The organism is Streptomyces hawaiiensis, from assembly GCF_004803895.1.
Classification (GTDB): Bacteria; Actinomycetota; Actinomycetes; order Streptomycetales; family Streptomycetaceae; genus Streptomyces; species Streptomyces hawaiiensis.
The window spans coordinates 2,079,575-2,102,785 of sequence record NZ_CP021978.1 but is presented as its reverse complement, the minus strand read 5'-3'; the positions used below and the strand labels follow the sequence as shown (position 1 = coordinate 2,102,785).

Here is a 23,211-nt window from a genome sequence, read left to right as displayed (position 1 = left end):
TCGGTTGGTCAGGCGGTCTCTCGGACGGCGCGGGCCAGCGTGCTCAGGCCCTCGTCCAGTTCCTCCGGCGTGATGGTGAGGGCGGGAAGCAGCTTCACGACCTCGCTCTCCGGACCGGACGTCTCGATGAGCAGTCCGAGCTCGAAGGCGCGCTGGGCGACCTTGCCGGCGCGCGCCTTGTCGTGGAACTCCATGCCCCACACCAGGCCGCGGCCCCGGTACTCCTTCACGTCGGCCAGGTTCTCCTCGGTGATGGAGATCAGGGCCTGCTCGACCTGCTCGCCGCGCTTGCGGGTCTGCTTCTCCATCGCGGAACCGTCGGCCCAGTACGTCTCCAGGGCCGCGGTGGCCGTGACGAACGCGGGGTTGTTGCCGCGGAAGGTGCCGTTGTGCTCGCCGGGCTCCCAGACGTCCAGCTCGGGCTTGAACAGGCACAGCGACATGGGCAGGCCGTAGCCGCTGATCGACTTGGAGACGGTGACGATGTCCGGCGTGATGCCCGCCTCCTCGAAGGAGAAGAACGCGCCGGTACGGCCGCAGCCCATCTGGATGTCGTCGACGATCAGCAGCATGTCCTGCCGCTCGCACAGCTCGGACAGGGCGCGCAGCCACTCGGGCCGGGCCACGTTGATGCCGCCCTCGCCCTGCACGGTCTCGACGATCACGGCGGCGGGCTTGTTGAGGCCCGAGCCCTGGTCCTCCAGGAGCCGCTCGAACCACAGGAAGTCCTCGACCGTGCCGTCGAAGTAGTTGTCGAACGGCATCGGGGTGCCGTGCACCAGCGGGATCCCGGCGCCGGCCCGCTTGAAGGCGTTGCCGGTCACGGCCAGCGAGCCCAGCGACATGCCGTGGAAGGCGTTGGTGAAGGACACGATCGACTCGCGCCCCTTCACCTTGCGCGCCAGCTTCAGCGCGGCCTCCACGGCGTTGGTGCCGGTCGGGCCGGGGAACATGACCTTGTACGGCAGGTCCCGCGGGCGCAGCAGCAGATTCTGGACGGCCTCCAGGAACGTGCGCTTGGCGGTGGTCGACATGTCGAGCCCGTGCGTGACGCCGTCCCGCTCCAGGTAGTCGATCAGCGCGCGTTTCAGCACGGGGTTGTTGTGCCCGTAGTTCAGTGACCCGGCTCCGGCGAAGAAGTCGAGGTACTCATGGCCGTCCTCGTCGTACATGCGGCTGCCCACCGCACGGTCGAAGACGGTGGGCCAGCCGCGGCAGTAGCTGCGCACCTCGGACTCGACGGTCTCGAAGACGCTCAGGTCGGGCTGGGTGATGGTCACGACGAATCGCTCCTCGGTACGTGGGGAAGTCTGCGGGAGTGGGGTGGGGCGGGAAGTCTCAGTGGGGCAGCGGGCCGATGCGGTACAGCACCTCTGCGTCGTGCGGCCCGTCGGGGAACAGGCCCGCGTCGAACAGCACCTCGCGCTCCAGCCGCGCGCCGTGACGCTCGGCGAACGAAGTGAACAGGCGCTCCGAGGCGGTGTTGCCCGGGGTGATGGTGGTCTCCACCGTCGTCACCCCGCGCTCGGCCGCGGTCCGTGCGACGAGGCCGTCGAGCAGCGCGGCGGCCAGTCCACGCCCGCGGTGGGCCTCGTCCACCGCCACCTGCCAGACCAGCAGGGTGCGCGGGCTGTCCGGCCGCACGTACCCGGTGATGAAACCCATCGGCTCGCCGTGCTCGTCACGGGCGACGGCCGATGTGGCGGCGAAGTCCCGGCACCACAGCAGATAGCTGTAGGACGAGTTCAGGTCGAGAACCTTCGAGTCCTTCGCCATCCGCCAGAGTGCGGCTCCGTCAGCCACCGTGGGGCGGTCGATTTGCGGATCTGCTTGTACGGCAGTCATGTGAATTCAACTTACCCAGCCAAATTCAAAATCGCATCGTCGATCGGGGTTACATATGGGCCACGTCTGTGTTATCGCGCGAGCGCGAAGGTTCATGTACTGAGGTGGCGATATGCCCGATATTGCCTGGGAATTACCGGGCAAAATGGTCACAGTGTGTAACGCGTCACAGCCGTGTAAGCCCCGAGAGGGCTGTCAGGATTTCCCCTCCGAGTGTCCGCAAAATCTGCGTGTTTAGGAACAGGAAAAGCGGGCAGAAGAATACGGGAAGCTGTTCTTGAAAGAATTCTTAATTGTGTGCCATCTTACATGTGAGATATCGCGGAAAGCGCATGGAATTCAGGCCCCCGTCGCTCCGTCGATGCGTTCCCGCAGGAGATCGGCGTGACCGTTGTGCCGTGCGTACTCCTCGATCATGTGGATGAGCACCCAGCGCAGGCTGACCTCCATCCCGGGCACCGGCCCCTCGGCGACCCGCCCGATGTGGTCCAGCGGCAGCCCGGCGCACAGCTCCCGCCCCCGGGCGATCTCCCGCCGCCAGATCCCGAGCGCCTCGTCGAGCCCCCGCGCCGGATCCAGCGCATAGCCGGTCGGGTCCTCGAACACGGGCGGTGCGGTGAGCCCGCCGGCCACCCGCTGGAACCAGTTCCGCTCGACCTCGGCGAGGTGCTGCACCAGCCCGAGCAGGGTCAGCGACGACGGCTCGGCCGCCGCGATCCGCGCCTGCGCGTCGTCCAGACCGGCGCACTTCAGCTCCAGCGTGGCCCGGTGGAAGTCCAGCCAGCTCTCGAGCATGGCCCGCTCGTCACCGGTGAGGCGGGGCACGGGGCGGCCGTCGGGGAGGGCCGGGGTGTCAGGTGTGTCAGCGGTCATACGCGGAGCTTGGCACGGGGCACTGACAACGGTGCCCCGGCGCATCTCGGCCGAGGACTACCGCCACGCCTCCTCGGCGGCCCGCAGTGCCCCCTGCACGTCGACCGGCAGACCCGCCTCGGACAGTGCCGCCCCCAGCGCCGCCAGGCTCGCCCGCACAGCCCCGGGCGTCGCCTCCGCGCCGTAGTGGTTGACCCGGATCATCTCCTTGGCCAGCGCACCCCCGCCCGCGGCCAGCGGCACCGCCGGATCCGCTTCCAGCGCCCGCCGGACCAGTTCCGACGCCACCACCCCGGACGGCGCCCGCAGCGTCGTGGCGACGGGCGCCGCGTCCCGCGCCTCGTACACGTACGGCTCCAGCCCGCCACCGAGCGCGACCGCCCCGGCCCGGGTCGCCGCCGCGGCGGACGCGTGCCGGGCCATCACGGCCTGCGGCCCCGCCGCCTCGATCCGCTCCACACAGGCCTCCAGGGCCAGCATCTCCAGCTGCGCCGGCGCATGCAGCAGCGCCCTGCGGCCGCCGTCGATCCACCGCTCCTTCCAGTCGAGGAGCGACAGATACGACCGGCGCGGAGCGTTGGGGTTCGCCGCCATCCGGGCCCAGGCCCGCTCGCTCACCGACACCGCCGACACTCCGGCCGGACCGCCCATCGCCTTCTGCGCCCCGATCACGCACAGGTCCACGCCCCACGCGTCCGGCAGCACCGGCTCGGCCCCGATCGACGCCACGGCGTCCAGGTAGAACAGCGCCCCGTGCGCCCGTACGACCTCGCCGATCTCCGCGACGGGGTTGGTGTTGCCGGTCGCCGCCTCCGCGTGCACCATGGACACGAAGTCGATCTGCGGGTGTGCGGCGAGGGCCGCGCGGATCTGCTCGGCCGTGGCCGCCGTGTGGAAGGGCACCGCCAGGTCGATCACCGTGGCGCCGCAGTCCCGCAGCCAGTCGCCGAACGTCTGCCCGTACGGCCCCGTGATGACGTTCAGCGCCGTCGTGCCCGGACCGGCCGCGGCGCGGATCGCGCCCTCCAGCGGCAGCAGCGCCTCGCCCTGCATGATCACGACGTCCTGCCCGGTGCTCAGCAGCCGCGCCACACGGTCCTCGATCGCGGCGAAGCGGTCCGCGCCGAGCGGGGCCAGGTCCAGAAACGGATGCGTCACGGCAGTGCTCTCTTCACTCACAGCAGGTTCGATCGCATCGAGGGTAACCGGCGGCCCTCGCGCCCCTGCGCGGCACGTCCCGCGGACACCGGCCCCCGTCGATGCCCGGCGGCCGGCTCACTAAGGTGCGGTGCATGAGCGATCGCACGGTGCTGCACGTGAAGGGACGGGTGCTCGTCGGGCCCGAGGACGTCCGGGACGACCTGTGGGTGGTCGACGGCCGCATCTCCTACGACCGTCCCGCCGGCGCCCGCGACATCCGCACGGTCGTCGGCTGGGCCCTGCCCGGCCTCGTCGACGCGCACTGCCACGTCGGACTCGACCGGCACGGCCCTGTTCCCGAGGACGTCGCCGAGAAGCAGGCGCTGACCGACCGGGACGCGGGCACGCTGCTCATCCGCGACGCCGGCTCCCCCTCCGACACCCGCTGGATCGACGACCGCGAGGACCTGCCGAAGATCATCCGGGCCGGGCGGCACATCGCCCGCACCCGCCGCTACATCCGCAACTACGCCTGGGAGATCGAGCCGGAGGACCTGGTCGCCTACGTGGCCCAGGAGGCCCGGCGCGGCGACGGCTGGGTCAAGCTGGTCGGCGACTGGATCGACCGCGACCTCGGCGACCTGTCGGCCTGCTGGCCCCGCGAGGCCGTCGAGGCGGCGATCGCCGAGGCCCACCGCCTGGGCGCGCGCGTGACCGCGCACTGCTTCTCGGAGGACTCCCTCAAGGACCTCGTCGAGGCGGGCATCGACTGCATCGAACACGCGACGGGCCTGACCGAGGACCTCATCCCGCTGTTCGCCGAACGCGGCGTCGCCATCGTGCCGACCCTGGTCAACATCGCCACCTTCCCGCAGCTCGCGGACGGCGGCGAAGCCCGGTTCCCCCGCTGGTCGGCCCATATGCGCAGGCTCCACGAAAGGCGTTACGACACCGTGCGGGCCGCCTACGACGCCGGGATCCCCGTCTTCGTCGGCACCGACGCCGGCGGCGGCCTGGCGCACGGCCTGGCCGCGGCCGAGGTCGGTGAACTCGTCACCGCCGGCATCCCGTCCGTCGAGGCCCTCGCCGCGGGCACCTGGACGGCCCGCACCTGGCTCGGCCGCCCCGGCCTGGACGAGGGCGCCCCGGCCGACCTCGTCGTCTACGACGAGGACCCGCGGGCCGACGTACGGGTGCTGGCGTCGCCCCGCCGGGTGGTGCTGAACGGGCGCGTGGTCGGGTAGGGCCGTGGTCGGGCAGGGCCTCTCCGTGGTCCGAACGGCGGGGCTTGCGGCCGTGAGGGTGACGCCGGGGAACGCGTGTGCCGGGGGATTCGAATGGATCCTCGATATCGCCACGTTGGAGTGAAGCGGCGTCAGATCGCTGACGCGATACGCGCGGTGCGGCGATTCTTTCCGGGTCCCGAGCCTGTCTCCCCTGGAGTCCCCACCGTGAACAGCCCTTCCTTCCGCATGCCCGCACGCCGGCTGGCGACCGTCGCGACCGCCACGGCCCTCGCCGCCGGGCCCGTGGCACTGACCGGCGTGAGCCCGGCGCACGCCACCGGCGACCACGGCCGCGCGAGCGCCGTCGTCCTGCGCACCGGCCTGGACGTCTCCCTGCTGAACAAGTCGGTGAACGTCCCCCTCGCCGTCTCCCTCAACGACGTCCAGGCCCCGCGGAGCGCCGAGAAGACCACGCTGACGGCCACCCTCGACGCGGTGGACGACGGCCGGCCCTTCACCGTGCTGCGCGCGGAGGTCGCCGAGGCGAGAGCCACGTCGAGCGCCACGAAGGCCGAGGGAACCACCACCCTGGCCCACGCCCGCCTCCACGTCCCCGGCCTGCCGCTGCTGTCACTGATCGAGGTCGACCAGGTCACGGCCAAGGCCACCTGCGAGGCCGGGAAGAAGCCGGTCGCCACGACCGGCCTGCCCGGCTCGGTGACCGTGCTCGGCAAACGCGTGACCCTGACCGCCGGCGGCCCGACGGACGTCAGGGTGCCGGGCGTCGGCGACGTGCGCCTGGACCTGTCCAGCACCCGGACCACGGCCCGTACGGCCGCCGCCACCGCCCTCGAACTCAAGGTGTCCGTCAACCCGTTGAAGCTGAACGTCGCGGAGGTCGACGGCACCGTCACCCTGGCCGAGGCGACCTGCGAGACCCCCCGGCCCGAGGCGGCGGCACAGCCCCCGGCCGAGCCGTCCGCCCCGCCCGCCGGCGTCGAGCCGCAGGGCGAACCCGCCGAGGCGGACCTGGCCGACACGGGCGGCAGCCCGACCACGCCGTACGTCGTGGGCGCCGCGATCGCCCTGCTCGCGGCGGGCGGGGGAGCGGTGGCCCTGGCCCGCCGCCGGGGCTGACCCACCGGCGATCCGGGGCCGGATGGCGGGGCCCGGCCACCTCTGCGAGCGTGGGAGTCACAGGGGGAGGACCCTGCCGGCAGGAGGACTCCATGCGCATCGCACCTCTGAGCGGACTGGTGGCGGTCGTCCTGACGCTCGTCGGCTTCCTGCTGTTCGGCGACACCCCCGGCTACGACGCCACCGGTCCACAGGTCAGGGCGTTCTACGAGGACCACCAGGGGCAGACCGGAGCGAGCCTGTACCTGCTGGTGCTGGCGGCGGTCTTCTTCGTCTTCTTCGCCGCCCACCTGGCCCACGTCGTCCGGGACGTCCCGGCCGCGGGCGGCTGGCTGCACCGGGTGGTTCTCGGCGGCGGGCTGCTGCTCGCCCTCGGTTTCCTGGCCGGGTCGGCGTTCACCCTGGCCCTGGTGGACCTCGCCGACGAGCCGACGGCATCAGGGCCCGCGCTGCAGGCCCTCAACGCCCTGAACGAGGACTTCTTCATCCCGTTCGTCGGCGGCATGGGCATCATGCTGCTGGGCACGGGCCTGGCCACCGTCCGCGCCGCGGTCAGCCCCCTGCCTCGCTGGCTGGCCTGGGCCGCGGTCGTCATCGGCGTGCTGATCTTCATCCCCTGGGCGGGCTTCTTCGCCTTCATGGCCGCCGGCCTGTGGGTCGCCGTCACCAGCGTCCTGCTCGCCCGCCGCCCCCGGGAGGGCATCCCCGCCGAGCCGGTGACGGCCGGGCACGCCGGCGGGTGAGGCGTCAGTCCGTCAGCGCCCGCTCCAGCGCTCGCAGAAACCCGTCGGTGGTTCCGCGGTCTCGCACCGCCAGGCGCAGCCACTGTCCGTCCAGGCCGGGGAAGGTGTCCCCGCGCCGCACGGCGTAGCCGAGTTCGCGCAGGCGCCGGCGGACCGCGGACGCCCGCTCGACGCGGACCAGGACGAACGGGCCCTGCGCGGGTCCGGCCACCCGCAGGCCGGCCGGGGTGAAGCGGGCGAGGCCCGCCAGCAGGTGGGCGCGGTCCGCGGCGATGCGGTGTGCCGCGTGGGCCGCCTCCGCCACCGCACGCGGCCCCACGCACGCCTCGGCCGCGGCCAGCGCCGGGCTCGACACCGGCCACAGCGGCTGCGCCCGCTGAAGGTCCTCGACGGTCTCCGGCGCCGCCAGCACGTACCCGATCCGCAGCCCTGCCAGCCCCCACGTCTTCGTCAGGCTGCGCAGCACCACGAGGCCGGACACGTCCACGCGCCCGGCCAGGGCCTCGCGCTCGCCCGGCACCGCGTCCATGAACGCCTCGTCCACCACCAGCACCCGCCCGGGCCGGGCGAGTCCGGCGATCACGTCCGCCGGGTGCAGCACCGACGTCGGGTTCGTCGGGTTGCCGATCACCACCAGGTCCGCGTCCTCGGGGACGGCCGCCGGGTCCAGCCGGAAACCGTCCTCCTCCCGCAGCAGCACCCGGCCGACCGTGTGCCCCGCGTCCCGCAGCGCCGCCTCCGGCTCCGTGAACTGGGGGTGGACGACGACCGGCCGCCGCACCTTCAACGCCCGCGCCAGCAGCACGAACGCCTCCGCCGCACCCGCCGTCAGCAGCACCCGCTCCACCGGCAGCCCATGCCGCGCGGCCACCGCCGCCCGCGCGGCACGCCCGTCCGGGTAGGCCGCGAGCCCGCCCAGGGACGCGGCGATGTGCTCCCGCAGCCAGACCGGCGGCGTGTCCGCGCGGACGTTCACGGCGAGGTCGACGAGCGAGCCGCCGTCGTCCCGCACCTCCGCGTCCCCGTGGTGGCGCAGGTCGTGCCCGTCCTCAGTGCGCATGCGAGTGAGCGCCGTGATGGTGCCCGTGACCGTGACCATGGTGGTGGTCGTCGTCGTCCGGGTGGAAGTGCGGCTGCTGCGGCATGCCCACCTTGTCCTCGAAGCCCGGCAGCGCGATGCGGTACACGCACGAGTCGCAGTTCATCCGCAGATCGCCCTTGACGGCCTCCTCGTACCGCTCCCACACCAGGTCCAGCAGCTCCGGCTCCGGCCCGATGACGTCGGCCGAGAGCACCTCGGCCTCCGGGTGCGCGGCCGCCCAGCCCTCCGTCTGGTGCCGCACCCGGTCCGGCAGGATGCCCGTGAACAGGAAATAGGGCAGGACCACGATCCGGCGGGCGCCCAGCCGCACACAGCGGTCGAGCCCGCTCGGCACGTCCGGCGCCGCCAGCGACACGAACGCCGTCTCGACACCCGCGTACCCGCGCCCCTCCCACAGCAGCCGGGCCGCCTTGTGCACCTCGGCGTTGGCGTCCGGGTCCGTGGAGCCGCGCCCCACCAGCAGCACCGTCACGTCGGCCCGGTCCCCGGGCGTGCGGCCCGCCGACCCCAGGGCCTCGTCCAGCCGCCGCTCCAGCACGTTCAGCAGCGCCGGATGCGGGCCGAGCGGACGCCCGTAGGCGTAGGAGATGCCGGGGTGCCGCTCCTTCTCGCGGGCCAGGGCCGCCGGGATGTCGCCCTTGGCGTGCCCGGCGGACACCAGCATCAGCGGGACGGCGGCGAACCGCCGTACGCCCTGCTCCACCAGCTCGGTGACGGCCTCGCCCAGCGGCGGCGGGGACAGCTCGATGAAGCCGCCCGCGACGGGCAGTTCGGGATGCCGGGCGCCCAGCCGCCGTACGAAGTCGCGGAACGCCTCGGCTCCGGCGTCGTCCCGGGTGCCGTGGCCGGCGATGAGCAGGGCGGGCGGGGTGGTCACAGGTTCTCCTTGGCGGAAGTGGGGTGGTACAGCAGGGCGTTGAGCGCGGCGGCGGCGACCGCCGACCCGCCCTTCTCGGACACGTTGCTCACGGCGGGCAGTCCGCTCTCGCGCAGCGCGGCCTTCGATTCGACGGCTCCGACGAAACCGACGGGCAGTCCGATGACGAGCGCGGGGTCGGCGTCGAGCGTCAGCAGTTCCTCCAGCGCGGTCGGCGCGTTGCCGATCACCCAGAGGGCGCCGGGGCCGACCTGCTCGTGGGCGAGCCGGATCGCGTGCGCGGAACGGGTCAGTCCCGGCCCGGCCACGGCGTCCTTCAGACGGCAGACGGTCTCGCGCCGGGTGATCCCGGCCCCGACCATCTCCACGTCCACGACCACGGGCGCCCCGGCGTGCAGCGCCGCGTGCGCCTTCTCCAGGTCCGCCTCGGCCATGACGAGGTCGGCGGCGTAGTCGAGGTCGGCGGCGGAGTGGATGACCCGCTCCACGACCGCCCGGGTCAGCGGCGGGAAGTGCGAGGTGTCCAGCCGGGCGCGCAGCCGCCGGTAGGACTCCTCCTCGATCGGATGAACGACGCGGTTCACTCGGCGCCCTCCCGTGCTCCCTGCCAGCGGTAGCCACGCGGGGTCACCATGCGCCCCGCGATGTCCCGGGTCGCCGTGTTGCCCACGGTCACGACCGTCATCATGTCGACCGTCGCCGGGTCGAGCGCGCCCAGCGTGGTGAGCCGGCTGGACTCGTCCGGCCGTGAGGCGTTGCGTACGACACCGACCGGCGTGGCCGGCGTCCGGTGCTCGGCGAGGATGCCCAGCGCCTTGGGGAGCTGCCAGTCGCGGCCGCGTGAACGCGGGTTGTAGAAGGTGACCACGATGTCGGCCTCGGCCGCCGCCCGTACCCGCCGCTCGATGACCTCCCACGGCGTGTGCAGGTCGGACAGGCTGATGGACACGTGATCGTGGCCCAGCGGGGCGCCCAGGATCGCGCCGGCCGCGAGCGCCGCCGTCACGCCGGGCACCCCGACCACGTCGATGTCGTCGGAGGCCTCGGCCAGCGCGGGGGAGGCCATGGCGTAGACGCCCGCGTCCCCGCTGCCGATCAGCGCGACGGCCTGCCCCGCACGGGCCTCCTCGACCGCCGTGCGCGCCCGCTCCTCCTCGGCGCCGAGCCCCGACTCCAGGATCCGGGTGCCGGGCCGCAGCAGGTCACGGATCTGGTCGACGTACTGGTCGAGCCCCACGAGCACGGAGGCCCGCCGCAGTTCGGCCTTGGCACGCGGCGTCAGCAGGTCCCGGGCGCCCGGCCCGAGCCCGACCACCGCGAGCCTCCCGCGCCCCGGCCGCCGCACGACGGCACAGGTCGCCATCGCCGGGCTCGCGGCCGACTTCCGCTTGGGGACGAGGAGTTCGCCCCCGCCGACGAGCGCGGCGGCCTCCGCCACGGACGGGGTCCCGACGGCCGCGAGCGGCGCGTCGGACGGGTTGGGCACCTCGACCCCGGCCAGTTCCCCGGCGGAGTAGGTCACCAGGGGCACGCCCAGCCGCCGCGCGGCCTCGGCGATGCCGGGCTCCCCGGCCTTGGCGTCGACGGTGGCCAGCTCGGCGACGGACGCCACGGACAGCCCGGCCTCCCGCAGGGCGTCCTCCACCAGCCCGAGGACCTCCTCCACGGGGGCGCCCCTGGACGCCCCGACCCCGACGACCAGCGTCGGCGGACGCAGCACCACCTCGCGCCCGGCCGCCGCCACGAGCCGGTCGGTCAGCCGGATCGTGTACGCCCCCTCGTCCGTCACCGGCAGCGGCGGCAGCGGCCAGGCCACCTCGGCCCGCAGCGCCACCGCCTCGCCGTCCAGCAGCGCCCGCGACACCCCGGCGACATCGCCCTCCACGGGCAGGCCGAGGGTGTCCAGGCCCGGCAGGTCCACGGCGTCCGTGGCCGTCGTCACGACCGGCTCGGCACCCAGCAACCCGCCCACCTCGCGGGCCAGTTCATTGGCCCCGCCCGCGTGCCCGCCCAGCAGGGACACGGCGAACCGCCCGCCCTCGTCGACGCACACCACGCCCGGGTCCTCGGTCTTGCCGGACAGCAGCGGTGCCACCAGCCGCACCACCGCCCCCGTCGCCAGGAAGCACACGAGCTGCTCACACTGCGCGAACGCGGCCCGTACGGCGTCCCCGACGGGGCCCTCGTACACACGCGTGCGGTCCGGCCAGGCCGCGGCCAGCCGGTCCCGCGCAGCCGCTCCCGCCGCGGTGGCGGAAATGAGGCCGATCACTGAGCGACTCCTTCTTCGACAGCTGCCGGAGGCCGGATGCCCCACAGCAGGAAAACGGGGTTGGTCGCCGCGAGCCGGGTCACGTCCCCGGGCAGCGGCGCGAGCCGCGACGACTGCAGCAGCACGCCGTCGCAGGTGAAACCGGCCTTCGTCAGGGCTTCGCGCGCGGCCGGTACCCGGTCGAGCGCGGCCATGGCGACGACCACGGTGCGCCGGGCACGCCGCGCGCAGGCCGTGACGACGGCGGGCAGTTCGCGCCCGCCGCCGCCCACGAACACGGCGTCCGGGGCCTCGGCGAGATCCGCCAGCACGTCCGGCGCGACGCCCCGCACCACCCGCAGGTCCACACCGTGCGCGGCGGCGTTGGCGCGGACCCGCTCCACCCCGTCCGCGGTCTTCTCCACGGCGGTCACGGCCGCACCGAGCCGCGCGCACTCCACGGCCACGGACCCCGAGCCCGCGCCCACGTCCCACACCAGGTCGCCCGGGCGCGGCCCCAGCCGGGCCAGGGCCAGCGCCCGCACCTCGAACTTGGTGATCATCGAATCCCGGTGGGCGAACTCCGCCTCCTCCAGGGCCCAGCCCGCGGGCCGCTCCCCAAGACCCGCGACCGTCCGTACGGTGCCGAGCGCCCGCGCCTCGTCCAGGCACAGCACCACGTTCACCGCCGTACCCCAGTCCCGGGTGGCAGCCTCGGCGGGCGTCACCCGCTCCACGCGCTCCGCCCGCGAACCGAGCCCGGAGGCGACGACCAGCACTCGCGCCGTGTCCCGCAACGCGGCGCCCAGCTCCGCCGGACCCGCGCCCGGCCCGGTCAGCACGGCCGTCTTCGCCTGCGCCCGGCACACGTTGACGGCCGTGCGCAGGTCCCGGCCGTGGGCGCTCACCACCACGGCGTCGTCCCAGGGCAGCCCGATCCGCGCGAACGCGGCGGCGACGGACGACACCCCGGGCCGCACCTGAAGCCGCTCCGGCCCGAACCGCTCGGCCAGCGCCCGCACGATCCCGAAGAACCCCGGGTCCCCGGACGCGAGCACGACGACCCGACCGCCCGTGTCGACATGCCGCTCGACGGCGTCGAGTGCGGGCGCCAGCGGCCCGAGCACGATCCGCTCGGCCGACTCAGGCAGCCGTACGGCGTCCAGATGCCGCCGGCCGCCGACGACCAGTCCGGCCCCGGCCAGGACGTCCTCGCCCACCGGGACCCCGGTGCCGGTCCCGACCACGGTGATCATGTACTGGCACCCCGTTCGCGCAGGGCTCTGCGGGCCTCGGGGTCGGCCTTGCGGTACCCGTGGAAGTGACCCGGGTGGTACAGGTGTGAGCGTGTGCCGTGCGCGTCGAGCGCCGGGCCGACCAGGAACAGGGTGTGCTTCCAGAGCTTGTGCTCCTTGACCGTCTCCTCCAGCGTGCTGATCGTGCACTTCACGATCAGCTCCTCCGGCCAGGTCGCCTGGTACGCCACCACGACCGGGGTCGACGTCGGGTAGCCGCCCTCCAGCAGCTCCCGCACGAGCTGACCGCTGCGGGCGGCGGAGAGGAACACCGCCATGGTGGTGCCGTGCTTGGCGAACTCCCGGACCTCCTCGCCGGGCGGCATGGGCGTCTTGCCGCCACCGAGCCGGGTCAGCACGACCGACTGCGCGACCTCCGGGATGGTCAACTCGCGCTGTGCGAGCGCCGCGACGGCCGAGAAGGAGGACACCCCGGGCACGATCTCGGTCGCGATGCCCACCTCGGCACACCGGTCGACCTGCTCCTGTGTGCCGCCCCACAGGGCAGGGTCACCGGAATGGATACGGGCGACCTTGAGCCCCTCGCCGCGGGCCCGCTCGTACACGGCGACGACGTCCTCCAGGGACATGGTCGCCGAATCGAGGATCTCCGCGTCCTCGCGGGCGTGCTCCAGGACCTCCTCCTGGACCAAACTGGCCGCCCAGATCACGACGTCGGCCTCGGCGATGGCGCGCGCGGCGCGGAACGTCAGCAGGTCGGCGGCGCCGGGGCCGGCGCCGACGAAGGTCACTTTGCCGGCGGGGGCGTCGGCCATGGGATGGGTCCTCTCGTACGGGGGGTTGACCAGGGATGGAGTGGGGGACGGGCGGGTCAGAGCTTTCCGCCCCGTCCGCCGTCGCGCCGGGCGGGTGCGATGAGCGTCGACAGATAGGGCAGGGGCGTGTCGCCGAGCTCGGCGGCCGGACGTACGGACTCCTCCGGCAGCCCGAGCGCCGATCCCCACACGGCGTCGGCGAGCCGCCCGGTCTCCCGCAGCGCCTCGGCGACCTCATGGGCCTGCCGCCCGAACTTGTAGGCGACCACGGTCCCCGGCCCGGCCAGGGCGTCCTTCAGCACCGCCGCCCCGGCGGTGACGGGCACCAGCGTGAGCGGCTCGGTGCCCTCGGTCAGCACGGCGCCCGACCGGGCGGCGAGGTCCTGCATCGCGGTGATCCCGGGCACGGTCTCCACGACGGTCCCCGGCACCAGCTCGGCGATCGTCTGCGCGAGGTACGTGAACGTCGAGTACACGTTGGGGTCGCCGATGGTCGCGAAGGCCACGGCGGCATGACGGCGCAGCAACTCGGCGACCCGGCCCCCGGCCGCGTCCCAGGCGGCCTCGCGCCGCCCCCGGTCACTGCGCTCGTTCAGCGCGAACACGACCCGGACGACCTTCTCCTCGGGCACGTAGTGCAACACGGTCGCCTCGGCCCGGCCGCGCTCTCCCGTGTCCATCACGGGGACCACCACGACATCGGCCTCCCGCAGGGCGTTGACGCCCTTGACGGTCACCAGCTCCGGATCCCCGGGCCCCACCCCGACTCCGACCAGCCTGCTGCTCATGACGTCCGGCACCTCTCCACGAACCGACGGGCCACACCGGGCTCGGACGCCCAGTGCGTGTGCAGATAGCTCGCGTGCACACCGCGTTGTACGAAACCTTCGACCCGCGGCCGGGGGCCGCGGACCCCCCAGGCGGGCTCCGTCCCCGAGCCGGGCTCCACGACGGTCCGGTGGAACTCGTGCCCCCGCATCCGGGTCCCGGCCGCCGCGAGCACACTGTCGCCCACGGCCACGGCGTCCCGGTAGCCCAGAGTGAGCCGCTCGGTCATCCGCGCCCCGGCGTCCAGCACCCCACACATCGGCAGCCCGTCCAGCTCCCGGCACAGATACAGCAGCCCGGCACACTCGGCGGCGACGGGAGCACCGCTGCTCGCCAGCTCGGCAACGGCCTTGCGCAGGGGTTCGTTGGCGGACAGCTCGGCGGCGTATACCTCGGGAAACCCGCCCCCGATCACCAACCCGGCGGTCCCGTCCGGGAGTTCCTCGTCCCGCAGGGGATCGAAGGGCACGACTTGCGCCCCGGCGGCGGTGAGGAGCTCGGTGTTCTCGGCGTAGGAGAAGGTGAACGCCTCACCCCCGGCAACGGCGACGACCGGCGCGGCTCCGGCGACCACGTCCTGCGGGTCCTGCTTCTTGTCCGACCGTGTCGGATGGTGGGTGGGCGAGGAAACAACCCCGGCCACGTCCCAAGCCGCACACGACAACGCACCCGCACTCCGCGCCAGCCCCGCCAACGCGTCCAGATCACACCCGGCGGCAACCTGCGAAGCCATCGCCGCCACGGCCTCCACAGCGGCAGCGTGCCGCTCGGCGACCGGCACCAGCCCCAGATGCCGCGACGGCGTATCCACCTGCGGAGCCCGCCGCAACACCCCGAGCACCGGCACGCCGGCCTGCTCCAGCGCCTCCCGCAACAGCTCCTCGTGCCGGTCCGAGGCGACCTTGTTCAGGATCACGCCCCCGACCCGCACCTCCGGGTCCCAGGACGCGAACCCGTGCACCAGCGCCGCCACCGACCGCGACTGCGACGACGCGTCGACGACCAGCACCACCGGCGCCCGCAACAGCTTCGCGACATGAGCCGTCGACGCGAGCTCACCCTCGCCCGCGGCCCCGTCGTACAGCCCCATCACGCCCTCGACGACGGCGATGTCACACCCCCGCGCCCCGTGCAGGAACAGCGGCCCGACCAACTCGGGCCCGCACAGGTACGCGTCGAGGTTCCGCCCCACCCGCCCGGTCGCGAGCGCGTGGTACCCGGGGTCGATGTAGTCCGGCCCGACCTTGTGCGGGGACACGGCGAGCCCCCGCGCGGCGAACGCGGCCATCAACCCCGTGGCGACGGTGGTCTTGCCGCTGCCCGAGGAGGGCGCGGCGATGACCAGCCGAGGGACGGAAACACTCACCACTCGATGCCCCTCTGGCCCTTCTGGCCCGCGTCCATCGGATGCTTGACCTTGGACATGTCGGTCACGAGGTCGGCGAAGTCGACCAGCTTCTGGGGCGCGTTCCGCCCGGTGATCACCACATGCTGGGTCCCGGGCCGATTGCGCAGCACGTCGATCACCTCATCGGTGTCGACCCACCCCCAGTGCATCGGGTACGCGAACTCGTCGAGGACGTACAGCCGGTACGTCTCGGCCGCCAGGTCCCGCTTGACCTGCTCCCAGCCCTCCCGGGCCTTCTCCTCGTTGTCCATCTGGGCGTCGCGCTGCACCCAGGACCAGCCCTCGCCCATCTTGTGCCAGTCGACGGAGCCGCCCTCCCCGGAGGCCCCCAGCACCCGCAGCGCGTTCTCCTCGCCGACCTTCCACTTCGCCGACTTGACGAACTGGAACACCCCGATCGGCCACCCCTGGTTCCAGGCCCGCAGTGCGAGCCCGAAGGCGGCGGTGGACTTGCCCTTGCCGACGCCCGTGTGCACGACGACCAGCGGCCGGTTCCGGCGCTGCCGTGTGGTCAGTCCGTCGTCCGGCACCACACTCGGCTGTCCCTGCGGCATTACGCGGCCCTCCTCTGCACGTCCTTCACGAGCCCGGCGATGCTGTCCGCCCGCAGCTCGTCCAATGTCACGGCGGTCCCGCCCAGTTCACCGGCGAGCTGCCCGGCGAGCCCCAGCCGTACCGGCCCCGACTCGCAGTCCACGACGACCGAGGCGACACCGTCGGCCGCGAAGAGCCGCGCCGCCCGCCCGGCCAGGGCGACCGGCTCGGGGCCGCCGGTGGCCCGTCCGTCCGTCACCAGCACGACCAGGGGCCGCCGCGCGGGATCGCGCAGCCGCTCCACGCGCAGTACGTCGTGGGCGCGCAGCAGCCCGGCGGAGAGCGGCGTACGCCCGCCGGTCGGCAGCGTCTCCAGCCGGGCCGCCGCCGCGTCCACCGACGAGGTCGGCGGCAGCGCGACGTCCGCGCCCGAGCCGCGGAAGGTCACCAGGCCCACCTTGTCGCGCCGCTGGTAGGCGTCCAGCAGCAGCGACAGCACCGCGCCCTTGACGGCGCTCATCCGCTGCCGTGCCGCCATCGACCCGGAGGCGTCCACCACGAACAGCACGAGATTGCCCTCGCGCCCCTCGCGGGTGGCCTGCCGCAGATCGTCCCGGCGCACGACCAGGCCCGGCCCGGACCGGCCGCGCGCCCGCTGGTGCGGCGCCGCGGCCTGCACGGTCGCCGCCAGGTGCAGCTTGGTGAGCGCGCCCCGGGGCCGCCGGGCCCCGGTCGTCCGCCCGTGCTCGGTCCTGGCCCGCGAACGCCTCCCGGCGGCGCCCTCGCCGAGCCCGGGCACGCTCAGCACCTTGGTGCGGAACGGCTCGGAAGCCCGTACGGCCGACTGCTCGCCGGCCCCCGAGGGCTGCGGCTGCCCGTCCTCACCGGCCTCGGGCCGGGCCGCGGCGTCGCCGTCGCCCTGGGGCGCGTCGTCGGGTTCCGGCTGTCCGCCGCCCCCGCCGGGCCCGTCCGGCCCGGGGTCCGGGTCCGGATCGTCGTCGTCCGAGCCGCCGAACTCCTCCAGGGTCTCGTCCAGCTTGTCCTCGTCGAGCCCCGGCGCGTCGAAGGGGTTGCGCCGCCGCCGGTGCGGCAGCGCGAGCAGCGCCGCCTGCCGGACGTCCTCGGCGAGCACGTCCGTACGCCCGGCCCAGGCCGCCAGCGCGGTGGCGGTGCGCGCCATCACGATGTCCGCGCGCATGCCGTCGACCTCGAAGGCCGCACAGGTCGCCGCGATCTGCCGCAGCGCCCCGTCGCCCAGCCGCACGGACGGCAGCAGCTCCCGAGCGGCGATGATCCGCGCCCGTACGGCGGCCTCCTCCTCGGCCCAGCGCGCGGCGAATCCGCCGGGGTCGTCGTCGTAGGCCAGCCGTCGCCTGACGACCTCCACCCGCTGGTCCGGCTCCCGTGAGGCCGCCACCTCCACGGTCAGCCCGAACCGGTCGAGCAACTGCGGCCGCAGTTCGCCCTCTTCGGGGTTCATGGTGCCGACGAGCAGGAAGCGCGCGGCGTGCCGCACGGAGACGCCCTCGCGTTCGACGTACGAGGCGCCCATCGCGGCGGCGTCCAGCAGCAGGTCGACCAGGTGGTCGTGGAGGAGGTTGACCTCGTCGACGTAGAGGATCCCGCGGTGCGCGTCGGCGAGCAGGCCGGGCTCGAAGGCCTTCACACCTTCCGAGAGGGCCCGCTCGATGTCCAGCGCGCCCACCAGCCGGTCCTCGGAGGCGCCGACGGGCAGTTCGACCATGCGCGCGGCCCGGGTCTCGAACGCCCCCGCCTCGTGCGGCCCGTCCGGGCAGCCGGGGTCGGGGGAGCCCGGGGCGCAGGAGAACCGGCAGCCGGAGACGACGTCCAGCGTGGGCATGAGCGCCGACAGCGCCCGCACCGCGGTCGACTTGGCCGTGCCCTTCTCGCCGCGCACCAGCACACCGCCGACCGCCGGTGACACCGCGTTCAGCAGCAGCGCGAGCCGCAGGTCGTCCTGGCCCACGACGGCCGTGAACGGAAAGGGAGTGGTCACTTCTCGTCGCCCTCCAAGTCGCCTTCGAGCTCCAGATAGGTGGCACGCAGCCGTTCCAGCGTCTCCGCGTCCGGCTCGGCCCACAGCCCTCGGTCGGCCGCCTCCAGCAGCCGCTCGGTGATGCCGCGCAGCGCCCAGGGGTTGGACTTCTTCATGAAGTCCCGGTTCTCCGGGTCGAAGACGTACTCGGCGCTGAGCTTCTCGTACATCCAGTCGTCCACGACCCCGGCCGTGGCGTCGTACCCGAACAGGTAGTCCACGGTCGCCGCCATCTCGAAGGCGCCCTTGTAGCCGTGCCGCCGCATGGCCGCCATCCAGCGCGGGTTGACCACCCGGGCGCGGAACACGCGGTGCGTCTCCTCGCCGAGGGTGCGGGTCTTCACCTGGTCCGGGGTGGCCGAGTCACCGACGTACGCCTCGGGGCTCGCGCCCGTCAGGTGCCGCACCATGGCGACCATGCCGCCGTGGTACTGGAAGTAGTCGTCGGCGTCGACCAGGTCGTGCTCACGGGTGTCGACGTTCTTCGCGGCGACGGCGATCCGCTTGAACGCCGTCTCCATGTCCCCGCGCGCCGCCCGCCCGTCGAGCCCCCGGCCGTAGGCGTAGCCGCCCCACACCGCGTACACCTCGGCGAGGTCCGCGTCGGAGCGCCAGTTGCGGGCGTCGATCAGCGGCAGCAGACCAGCCCCGTACGCCCCCGGCTTGGAGCCGAAGATGCGGGCCGTGGCCCGGCGGCGGTCGCCGTGCTCGGCGGTGTCCTCGTCGGCGTGGGCCCGGACGTAGTTGGACTCCGCCGGCTCGTCCAGCTCGGCGACCGCGCGGACGGCGTCGTCGATCAGCCCCACCACGTGTGGGAACGCGTCCCGGAAGAAGCCCGAGATGCGGACCGTCACGTCGATGCGCGGCCGGCCGAGCTCCGCCGGGGGGATCACCTCGAACCCGGTCACCCGGCGCGAGGCGTCGTCCCACACCGGCCGGCAGCCCAGCAGCGCCAGGATCTCCGCGATGTCGTCGCCCTGGGTGCGCATGGCCGAGGTGCCCCACACCGTCAGGCCCACGGACGTGGGGTACTCGCCGGTGTCCTGCAGATACCGCTGCACCAGCGAGTCCGCGAGCGACTGCCCGACCTCCCAGCTCAGCCGGGATGGAATGGCCTTGGGGTCGACGGAGTAGAAGTTCCGGCCCGTCGGCAGGACGTTGACGAGCCCGCGGGTCGGCGAACCGGAGGGACCCGCCGGGACGTAGCCGCCGTTCAGCGCCCGCAGGATGTGCCCGATCTCGTCGGTGGTCTTCTCCAGCCGGGGCACGACCTCGGTGCAGGCGAACCTCACCACCGCGACCGCCTCGGGCAGCTCGGTGCCGAGGACCTCCCGGACCAGGGGCGCGCTCTCGGCGGCCGCCCAGCCGCGTTCCTCCATGCCCTCCGCGATCCGCCGGCACAGCTGCTCCAGCAGGTCGATCGCGTCGGCGGCGCTGCGGGCCGGGCCGTCCACCAGGTCCGTCAGCTCGGCGGGCACCTTCACCGGGGCCCCGGGCTCGGCCAGCAGCTCCTTCTCCGCCAGCCCGAAGTGCTGAGCCAGCGACGCCCTGAGCCCGGGCAGCGCGTTGGCCTGCCCGCCCCACACCTGCGAGGCGCGCAGCACGGCCAGGACGAGGTTGACACGCGGCTCACCCACCGGCCCGCCGCCCAGGATGTGCAGCCCGTCGCGGATCTGCACATCCTTGATCTCGCACAGGTAGCCGTCGATGTGCATGACGAACTCGTCGAACGCGGCGTCGTCCGGCTGCTCGTCGACATGCAGGTCGTGGTGGAGTTCGGCCGCCTTGACCAGCGTCCAGATCTGGGCGCGCACGGTCGGGGCCTTCGCCGGGTCCAGGTCGGAGACGAGCGCGTACTCGTCGAGGAGCTGCTCCAGCTTGGCCAGGTCGCCGTAGGTGTCGGCGCGGGCCATCGGCGGCACGAGGTGGTCGACGACCGTGGCGTGCCCGCGCCGCTTGGCCTGGGTGCCCTCGCCGGGGTCGTTGACGATGAACGGGTAGATCAGCGGCAGCTCCCCGAGGACCGCGTCCGGGGCGCAGCCCCCGCTGAGCCCGAGGCCCTTGCCGGGCAGCCACTCCATGGTGCCGTGCTTGCCCATGTGCACGATGGCGTCCGCGCCGAAACTGTTCTCCAGCCAGCGGTAGGCCGCCATGTAGTGGTGGGACGGCGGCATGTCCGGGTCGTGGTAGATCGCGATCGGGTTCTCGCCGAAGCCGCGGGGCGGCTGGATCATCACGACGACGTTCCCGAACTGCAGGGACGCCAGCACGATGTCGTCGCCGTCGACGTAGAGGCTGCCCGGCGGCTCGCCCCACGCCTCGGTCATCGCGTTCTTCAGCTCCGGGTCGAGCTTGTCGAACCAGGCCCGGTAGTCCGCCAGCGGCACCCGCGCGGGCGCGGCGGCCAGCTGCTCCTCCGTCAGCCACTCCACGTCGTGCCCGCCGGCGCTGATGAGCCGGTGGATCAGCTCGTCACCCTCCGCCGGGTGCCCCTCGACGACGTATCCGGCGTCCCGCAGCGCGTCCAGCACCCGCACCGCCGAGGCCGGGGTGTCGAGCCCGACCGCGTTGCCGACCCGGGAGTGCTTGGTCGGGTACGCGGTGAAGACCAGGGCGAGCCTCTTCTCGGCGTTCTCCTTGTGCTTCAGCCGCGCGTGCCGTACGGCGATGCCGGCGACGCGCGCCGCCCGCTCAGGGTCGGCGGTGTACACGGGCACGTCGTCCGGGCCCTGCTCCTTGAAGGAGAACGGCACGGTGATCAGCCGCCCGTCGAACTCCGGGATCGCCACCTGCATCGCGGCGTCCATGGGGGAGAGGGCGGCGTCCGAATCCGCCCAGGCCTGCCGCGAGGAGGTCAAACAGAGGCCCTGCAGTACGGGGATGTCCAGCTCGGCGAGGGCGCCGATGTCCCAGGCCTCCTCGTCGCCGCCCGCCGAGGCCTGCGAGGCGTGGGTGCCGCCGGCGGCGAGGACGGTGGCGACCAGGGCGTCCGCCCGGCCGAGGATCTCGTACAGTTCCTCGTCCGCCCCGCGCAGCGAACCGCAGAACACCGGCAGCGCGTTGGCGCCGTGTGCCTCGATCGCGTCGCACAGGGTGTCCACGAAGGCGGTGTTGCCGCTCAGCTCGTGGGCCCGGTAGAAGAGCACGCCGACGGTCGGACGGCCCTCCACCCGGGCGCGCTCGCCGTGGACGCCGAACTCCGGCATCTTCCGCGGCTCGACGAACCCCTCGCCCGTCAGCAGCACGGTGTCGGAGAGGAACCGGGCCAGCTCGGTGAGGTTGTCCGGCCCACCCTCCACGAGGTACTTCAGCGCCTCGGCCACGACACCGGCCGGGACGGACGACTCGGCCATCAACTCCGCGTCCGGCACGGCCTCGCCGCCGAGCAGCACGGTGGGGATGCCGGAGGCCTTCAGCGCGGCGAGACCGTCCTCCCAGGCCCGCTTGCCGCCGAGCAGCCGGACGACGGCGATGCCGGCCCCGTCCAGCAGGGCCGGAAGCTCCTCCTGGACGTCCACGCGGGTCGGATTGCCGATCCGGTAGTCGGCCCCGGAGGCGGCCCGGGCCGCCAGCAGGTCCGTGTCGGCGGTCGACAACAACAACACTGTGCTCATGCGGGCGCTCCCGGTGGAATGAAGGGCAGTCCTTGCGGCGCGCCGGACTCGATGAGCCGCCACAGCGCGTCCGTGTCCGCGTGCTGTTCGATCAGGTCGCCGAGCCGGTCGAGCTGCTCCTCGCGCAGCGCGGCGAACGAGGTGTCCGGCGCCGGCACGAAGCGGCGGCCCGCGGCGGCCGCCACCTCGCGCAGAAAGGCCCGCCGGAAGCCGTCCGACTCCAGTGAGCCGTGCCAGTGCGTGCCCCAGGTCTGGCCGACCCGGCAGCCGTCCAGGAAGGGGATTCCCCCGGTGACGTCGGCGACGCCGTGATGGATCTCGTAGCCCTCCACCCGCTCGCCGAGGGCTTCCCCCGCCGGCCGGGTGAGGGTCTTCTCGCGGGCGAACCGCACCCGCACGGGCAGGATCCCGAGCCCGTCGACGTGGCCCCGGCGGCTCTCGACGTCGTCCTCGATGTGCTCGCCGAGGATCTGGAAACCGCCGCAGACACCGAGGACGGGCCGCTGCTCGGCGGCCCGGCGGACCAGGGCCTCGGCGAGCCCCCGCTCACGCAGCCACTCCAGTGCCCGGACCGTCCCGCGGGTGCCGGGCACGATGACGAGGTCGGCGTCGGACAGCTCCTCCGGCCGGTCCACGAACCGCACCACGACCCCGGGTTCGGCGGCCAGGGCGTCCACGTCGGTGAAGTTGGACATGAGCGGCACGGCACAGACCGCGACCCGCAGCACGTCCTCGCCGACGGGCGGGGCGACGACGGATTCCCGCACGGCGCCCCGCAGGGAGACGCGCAGCCCGTCCTCCTCGTCGATCCCGAGCCCGTGCCGGAAGGGCAGTACGCCGTACGTGCGCCGCCCGGTGAGGCCGAGCAGCATGTCCAGGCCCGGCTCCAGCAGGGAGACGTCCCCGCGGAACTTGTTGACGAGGAACCCGGCGACGTAACGCTGGTCCTCGGGCGACAGCAGCGCCACCGTCCCGAAGAACGAGGCGAACACACCGCCCCGGTCGATGTCGCCGACCACGAGCACGGGCAGCCCGGCGCCCCGGGCGATCCCCATGTTCACGATGTCCGTCCGCCGCAGATTGATCTCGGCGGGAGAACCGGCCCCCTCACAGATCACCGCGTCATACGTGCCCCGCAACTGCTCCAGGCAGTCCAGCACCGTCCCGAGCAGCCTCTGCTGCCGCCCGCCGTGGTAGCCGCGCGCGCTCATCTCGCCGACCGGCTTGCCCAGCAGCACGACCTGACTGCTCTGCTCGCCACCGGGCTTGAGTAGCACGGGGTTCATCAGCGCGGTCGGCTCGACCCGGCAGGCCTGCGCCTGCATGGCCTGGGCCCGCCCGATCTCGGCCCCCTCCTTCGTCACGAAGGAGTTCAGGGACATGTTCTGCGCCTTGAAGGGCGCGACCTTGACGCCCTGGCGCACCAGCCACCGGCAGATCCCGGCGGTCACGACGCTCTTGCCGGCGTCGGAGGTGGTACCGGCGACGAGAAGACCACCGCCCATG

The 23,211-nt window shown here is 73.5% G+C and carries 19 protein-coding genes; 3 read left to right on the top strand and 16 right to left on the bottom strand.

The genetic code is table 11. The features are described from left to right. Positions 1 to 8 precede the first annotated feature (8 nt). From ectB to CEB94_RS09700, 4 genes are all read right to left on the bottom strand, one after another. Positions 9 to 1,280 (bottom strand): diaminobutyrate--2-oxoglutarate transaminase, encoded by a 1,272-nt coding sequence (gene ectB, locus CEB94_RS09715; RefSeq protein ID WP_175431793.1) that lies wholly within the window; start codon positions 1,278 to 1,280, stop codon positions 9 to 11. A gap of 58 nt (positions 1,281 to 1,338) precedes the next feature. Then, positions 1,339 to 1,845, bottom strand: coding sequence for a diaminobutyrate acetyltransferase (ectA, locus tag CEB94_RS09710; RefSeq protein WP_175431792.1), 507 nt, complete (start codon positions 1,843 to 1,845; stop codon positions 1,339 to 1,341). A gap of 339 nt (positions 1,846 to 2,184) precedes the next feature. Then, the gene (locus CEB94_RS09705) at positions 2,185 to 2,718 is read right to left on the bottom strand and encodes a DinB family protein (protein WP_175431791.1); all 534 of its coding nucleotides are present in this window, start codon (positions 2,716 to 2,718) and stop codon (positions 2,185 to 2,187) included. Positions 2,719 to 2,775: 57 nt separating this feature from the next. Next, positions 2,776 to 3,897, bottom strand: a complete 1,122-nt coding sequence (locus CEB94_RS09700; protein WP_246111761.1) for a pyridoxal-phosphate-dependent aminotransferase family protein — start codon at positions 3,895 to 3,897, stop codon at positions 2,776 to 2,778. 113 nt (positions 3,898 to 4,010) lie between these two features. Between CEB94_RS09700 and CEB94_RS09695 the strand changes: the two genes are divergently transcribed. From CEB94_RS09695 to CEB94_RS09685, 3 genes are all read left to right on the top strand, one after another. Continuing rightward, a complete protein-coding gene (locus CEB94_RS09695; protein ID WP_175431790.1) occupies positions 4,011 to 5,102 on the top strand; it encodes an amidohydrolase family protein in 1,092 nt (363 codons plus the stop codon). A gap of 207 nt (positions 5,103 to 5,309) precedes the next feature. Then, entirely contained in the window at positions 5,310 to 6,221 is a 912-nt protein-coding gene (locus tag CEB94_RS09690) for an SCO1860 family LAETG-anchored protein (RefSeq protein WP_175431789.1), read from the top strand. 92 nt (positions 6,222 to 6,313) lie between these two features. Next, positions 6,314 to 6,964 carry a hypothetical protein gene (locus CEB94_RS09685; RefSeq protein WP_175431788.1) on the top strand — a complete coding sequence of 217 codons (651 nt, stop codon included), beginning with the start codon at positions 6,314 to 6,316 and terminating at the stop codon, positions 6,962 to 6,964. Positions 6,965 to 6,968: 4 nt separating this feature from the next. Here the strand turns inward: CEB94_RS09685 and cobC are convergent, their stop codons facing one another. The 12 genes from cobC to CEB94_RS09625 are packed head-to-tail and all read right to left on the bottom strand — an operon-like array spanning position 6,969 to position 23,210. Next, positions 6,969 to 8,024, bottom strand: coding sequence for an Rv2231c family histidinol phosphate aminotransferase CobC (cobC, locus tag CEB94_RS09680; protein WP_246111760.1), 1,056 nt, complete (start codon positions 8,022 to 8,024; stop codon positions 6,969 to 6,971). Then, a complete protein-coding gene (locus tag CEB94_RS09675; protein WP_175431786.1) occupies positions 8,014 to 8,943 on the bottom strand; it encodes a sirohydrochlorin chelatase in 930 nt (309 codons plus the stop codon). The genes cobC and CEB94_RS09675 overlap by 11 nt, the downstream gene beginning before the upstream one ends. Further along, positions 8,940 to 9,527: a precorrin-8X methylmutase gene (locus CEB94_RS09670; protein WP_175431785.1), complete on the bottom strand. Its 588-nt coding sequence runs from the start codon at positions 9,525 to 9,527 to the stop codon at positions 8,940 to 8,942. Before CEB94_RS09670 ends, CEB94_RS09675 begins: the two co-directional genes overlap by 4 nt. Continuing rightward, entirely contained in the window at positions 9,524 to 11,215 is a 1,692-nt protein-coding gene (gene cobJ, locus CEB94_RS09665) for a precorrin-3B C(17)-methyltransferase (protein WP_175431784.1), read from the bottom strand. Before cobJ ends, CEB94_RS09670 begins: the two co-directional genes overlap by 4 nt. Then, positions 11,212 to 12,450, bottom strand: a complete 1,239-nt coding sequence (gene cbiE / locus CEB94_RS09660; protein WP_175431783.1) for a precorrin-6y C5,15-methyltransferase (decarboxylating) subunit CbiE — start codon at positions 12,448 to 12,450, stop codon at positions 11,212 to 11,214. Before cbiE ends, cobJ begins: the two co-directional genes overlap by 4 nt. Continuing rightward, the gene (gene cobM / locus CEB94_RS09655) at positions 12,447 to 13,265 is read right to left on the bottom strand and encodes a precorrin-4 C(11)-methyltransferase (RefSeq protein WP_175431782.1); all 819 of its coding nucleotides are present in this window, start codon (positions 13,263 to 13,265) and stop codon (positions 12,447 to 12,449) included. Before cobM ends, cbiE begins: the two co-directional genes overlap by 4 nt. Positions 13,266 to 13,321: 56 nt before the next feature. Next, entirely contained in the window at positions 13,322 to 14,053 is a 732-nt protein-coding gene (gene cobI / locus CEB94_RS09650; RefSeq protein ID WP_175431781.1) for a precorrin-2 C(20)-methyltransferase, read from the bottom strand. Then, positions 14,050 to 15,459, bottom strand: a complete 1,410-nt coding sequence (locus tag CEB94_RS09645; protein WP_175431780.1) for a cobyrinic acid a,c-diamide synthase CobB — start codon at positions 15,457 to 15,459, stop codon at positions 14,050 to 14,052. The genes cobI and CEB94_RS09645 overlap by 4 nt, the downstream gene beginning before the upstream one ends. After that, positions 15,456 to 16,055 (bottom strand): cob(I)yrinic acid a,c-diamide adenosyltransferase, encoded by a 600-nt coding sequence (gene cobO, locus CEB94_RS09640; protein ID WP_175431779.1) that lies wholly within the window; start codon positions 16,053 to 16,055, stop codon positions 15,456 to 15,458. Before cobO ends, CEB94_RS09645 begins: the two co-directional genes overlap by 4 nt. Next, positions 16,055 to 18,052 (bottom strand): putative cobaltochelatase, encoded by a 1,998-nt coding sequence (locus CEB94_RS09635; RefSeq protein WP_175431778.1) that lies wholly within the window; start codon positions 18,050 to 18,052, stop codon positions 16,055 to 16,057. The genes cobO and CEB94_RS09635 overlap by 1 nt, the downstream gene beginning before the upstream one ends. Next, positions 18,049 to 21,705 carry a cobaltochelatase subunit CobN gene (gene cobN / locus CEB94_RS09630; RefSeq protein WP_175431777.1) on the bottom strand — a complete coding sequence of 1,219 codons (3,657 nt, stop codon included), beginning with the start codon at positions 21,703 to 21,705 and terminating at the stop codon, positions 18,049 to 18,051. Before cobN ends, CEB94_RS09635 begins: the two co-directional genes overlap by 4 nt. Then, positions 21,702 to 23,210: a cobyric acid synthase gene (locus CEB94_RS09625; RefSeq protein ID WP_175431776.1), complete on the bottom strand. Its 1,509-nt coding sequence runs from the start codon at positions 23,208 to 23,210 to the stop codon at positions 21,702 to 21,704. Before CEB94_RS09625 ends, cobN begins: the two co-directional genes overlap by 4 nt. Position 23,211 lies beyond the last annotated feature (1 nt).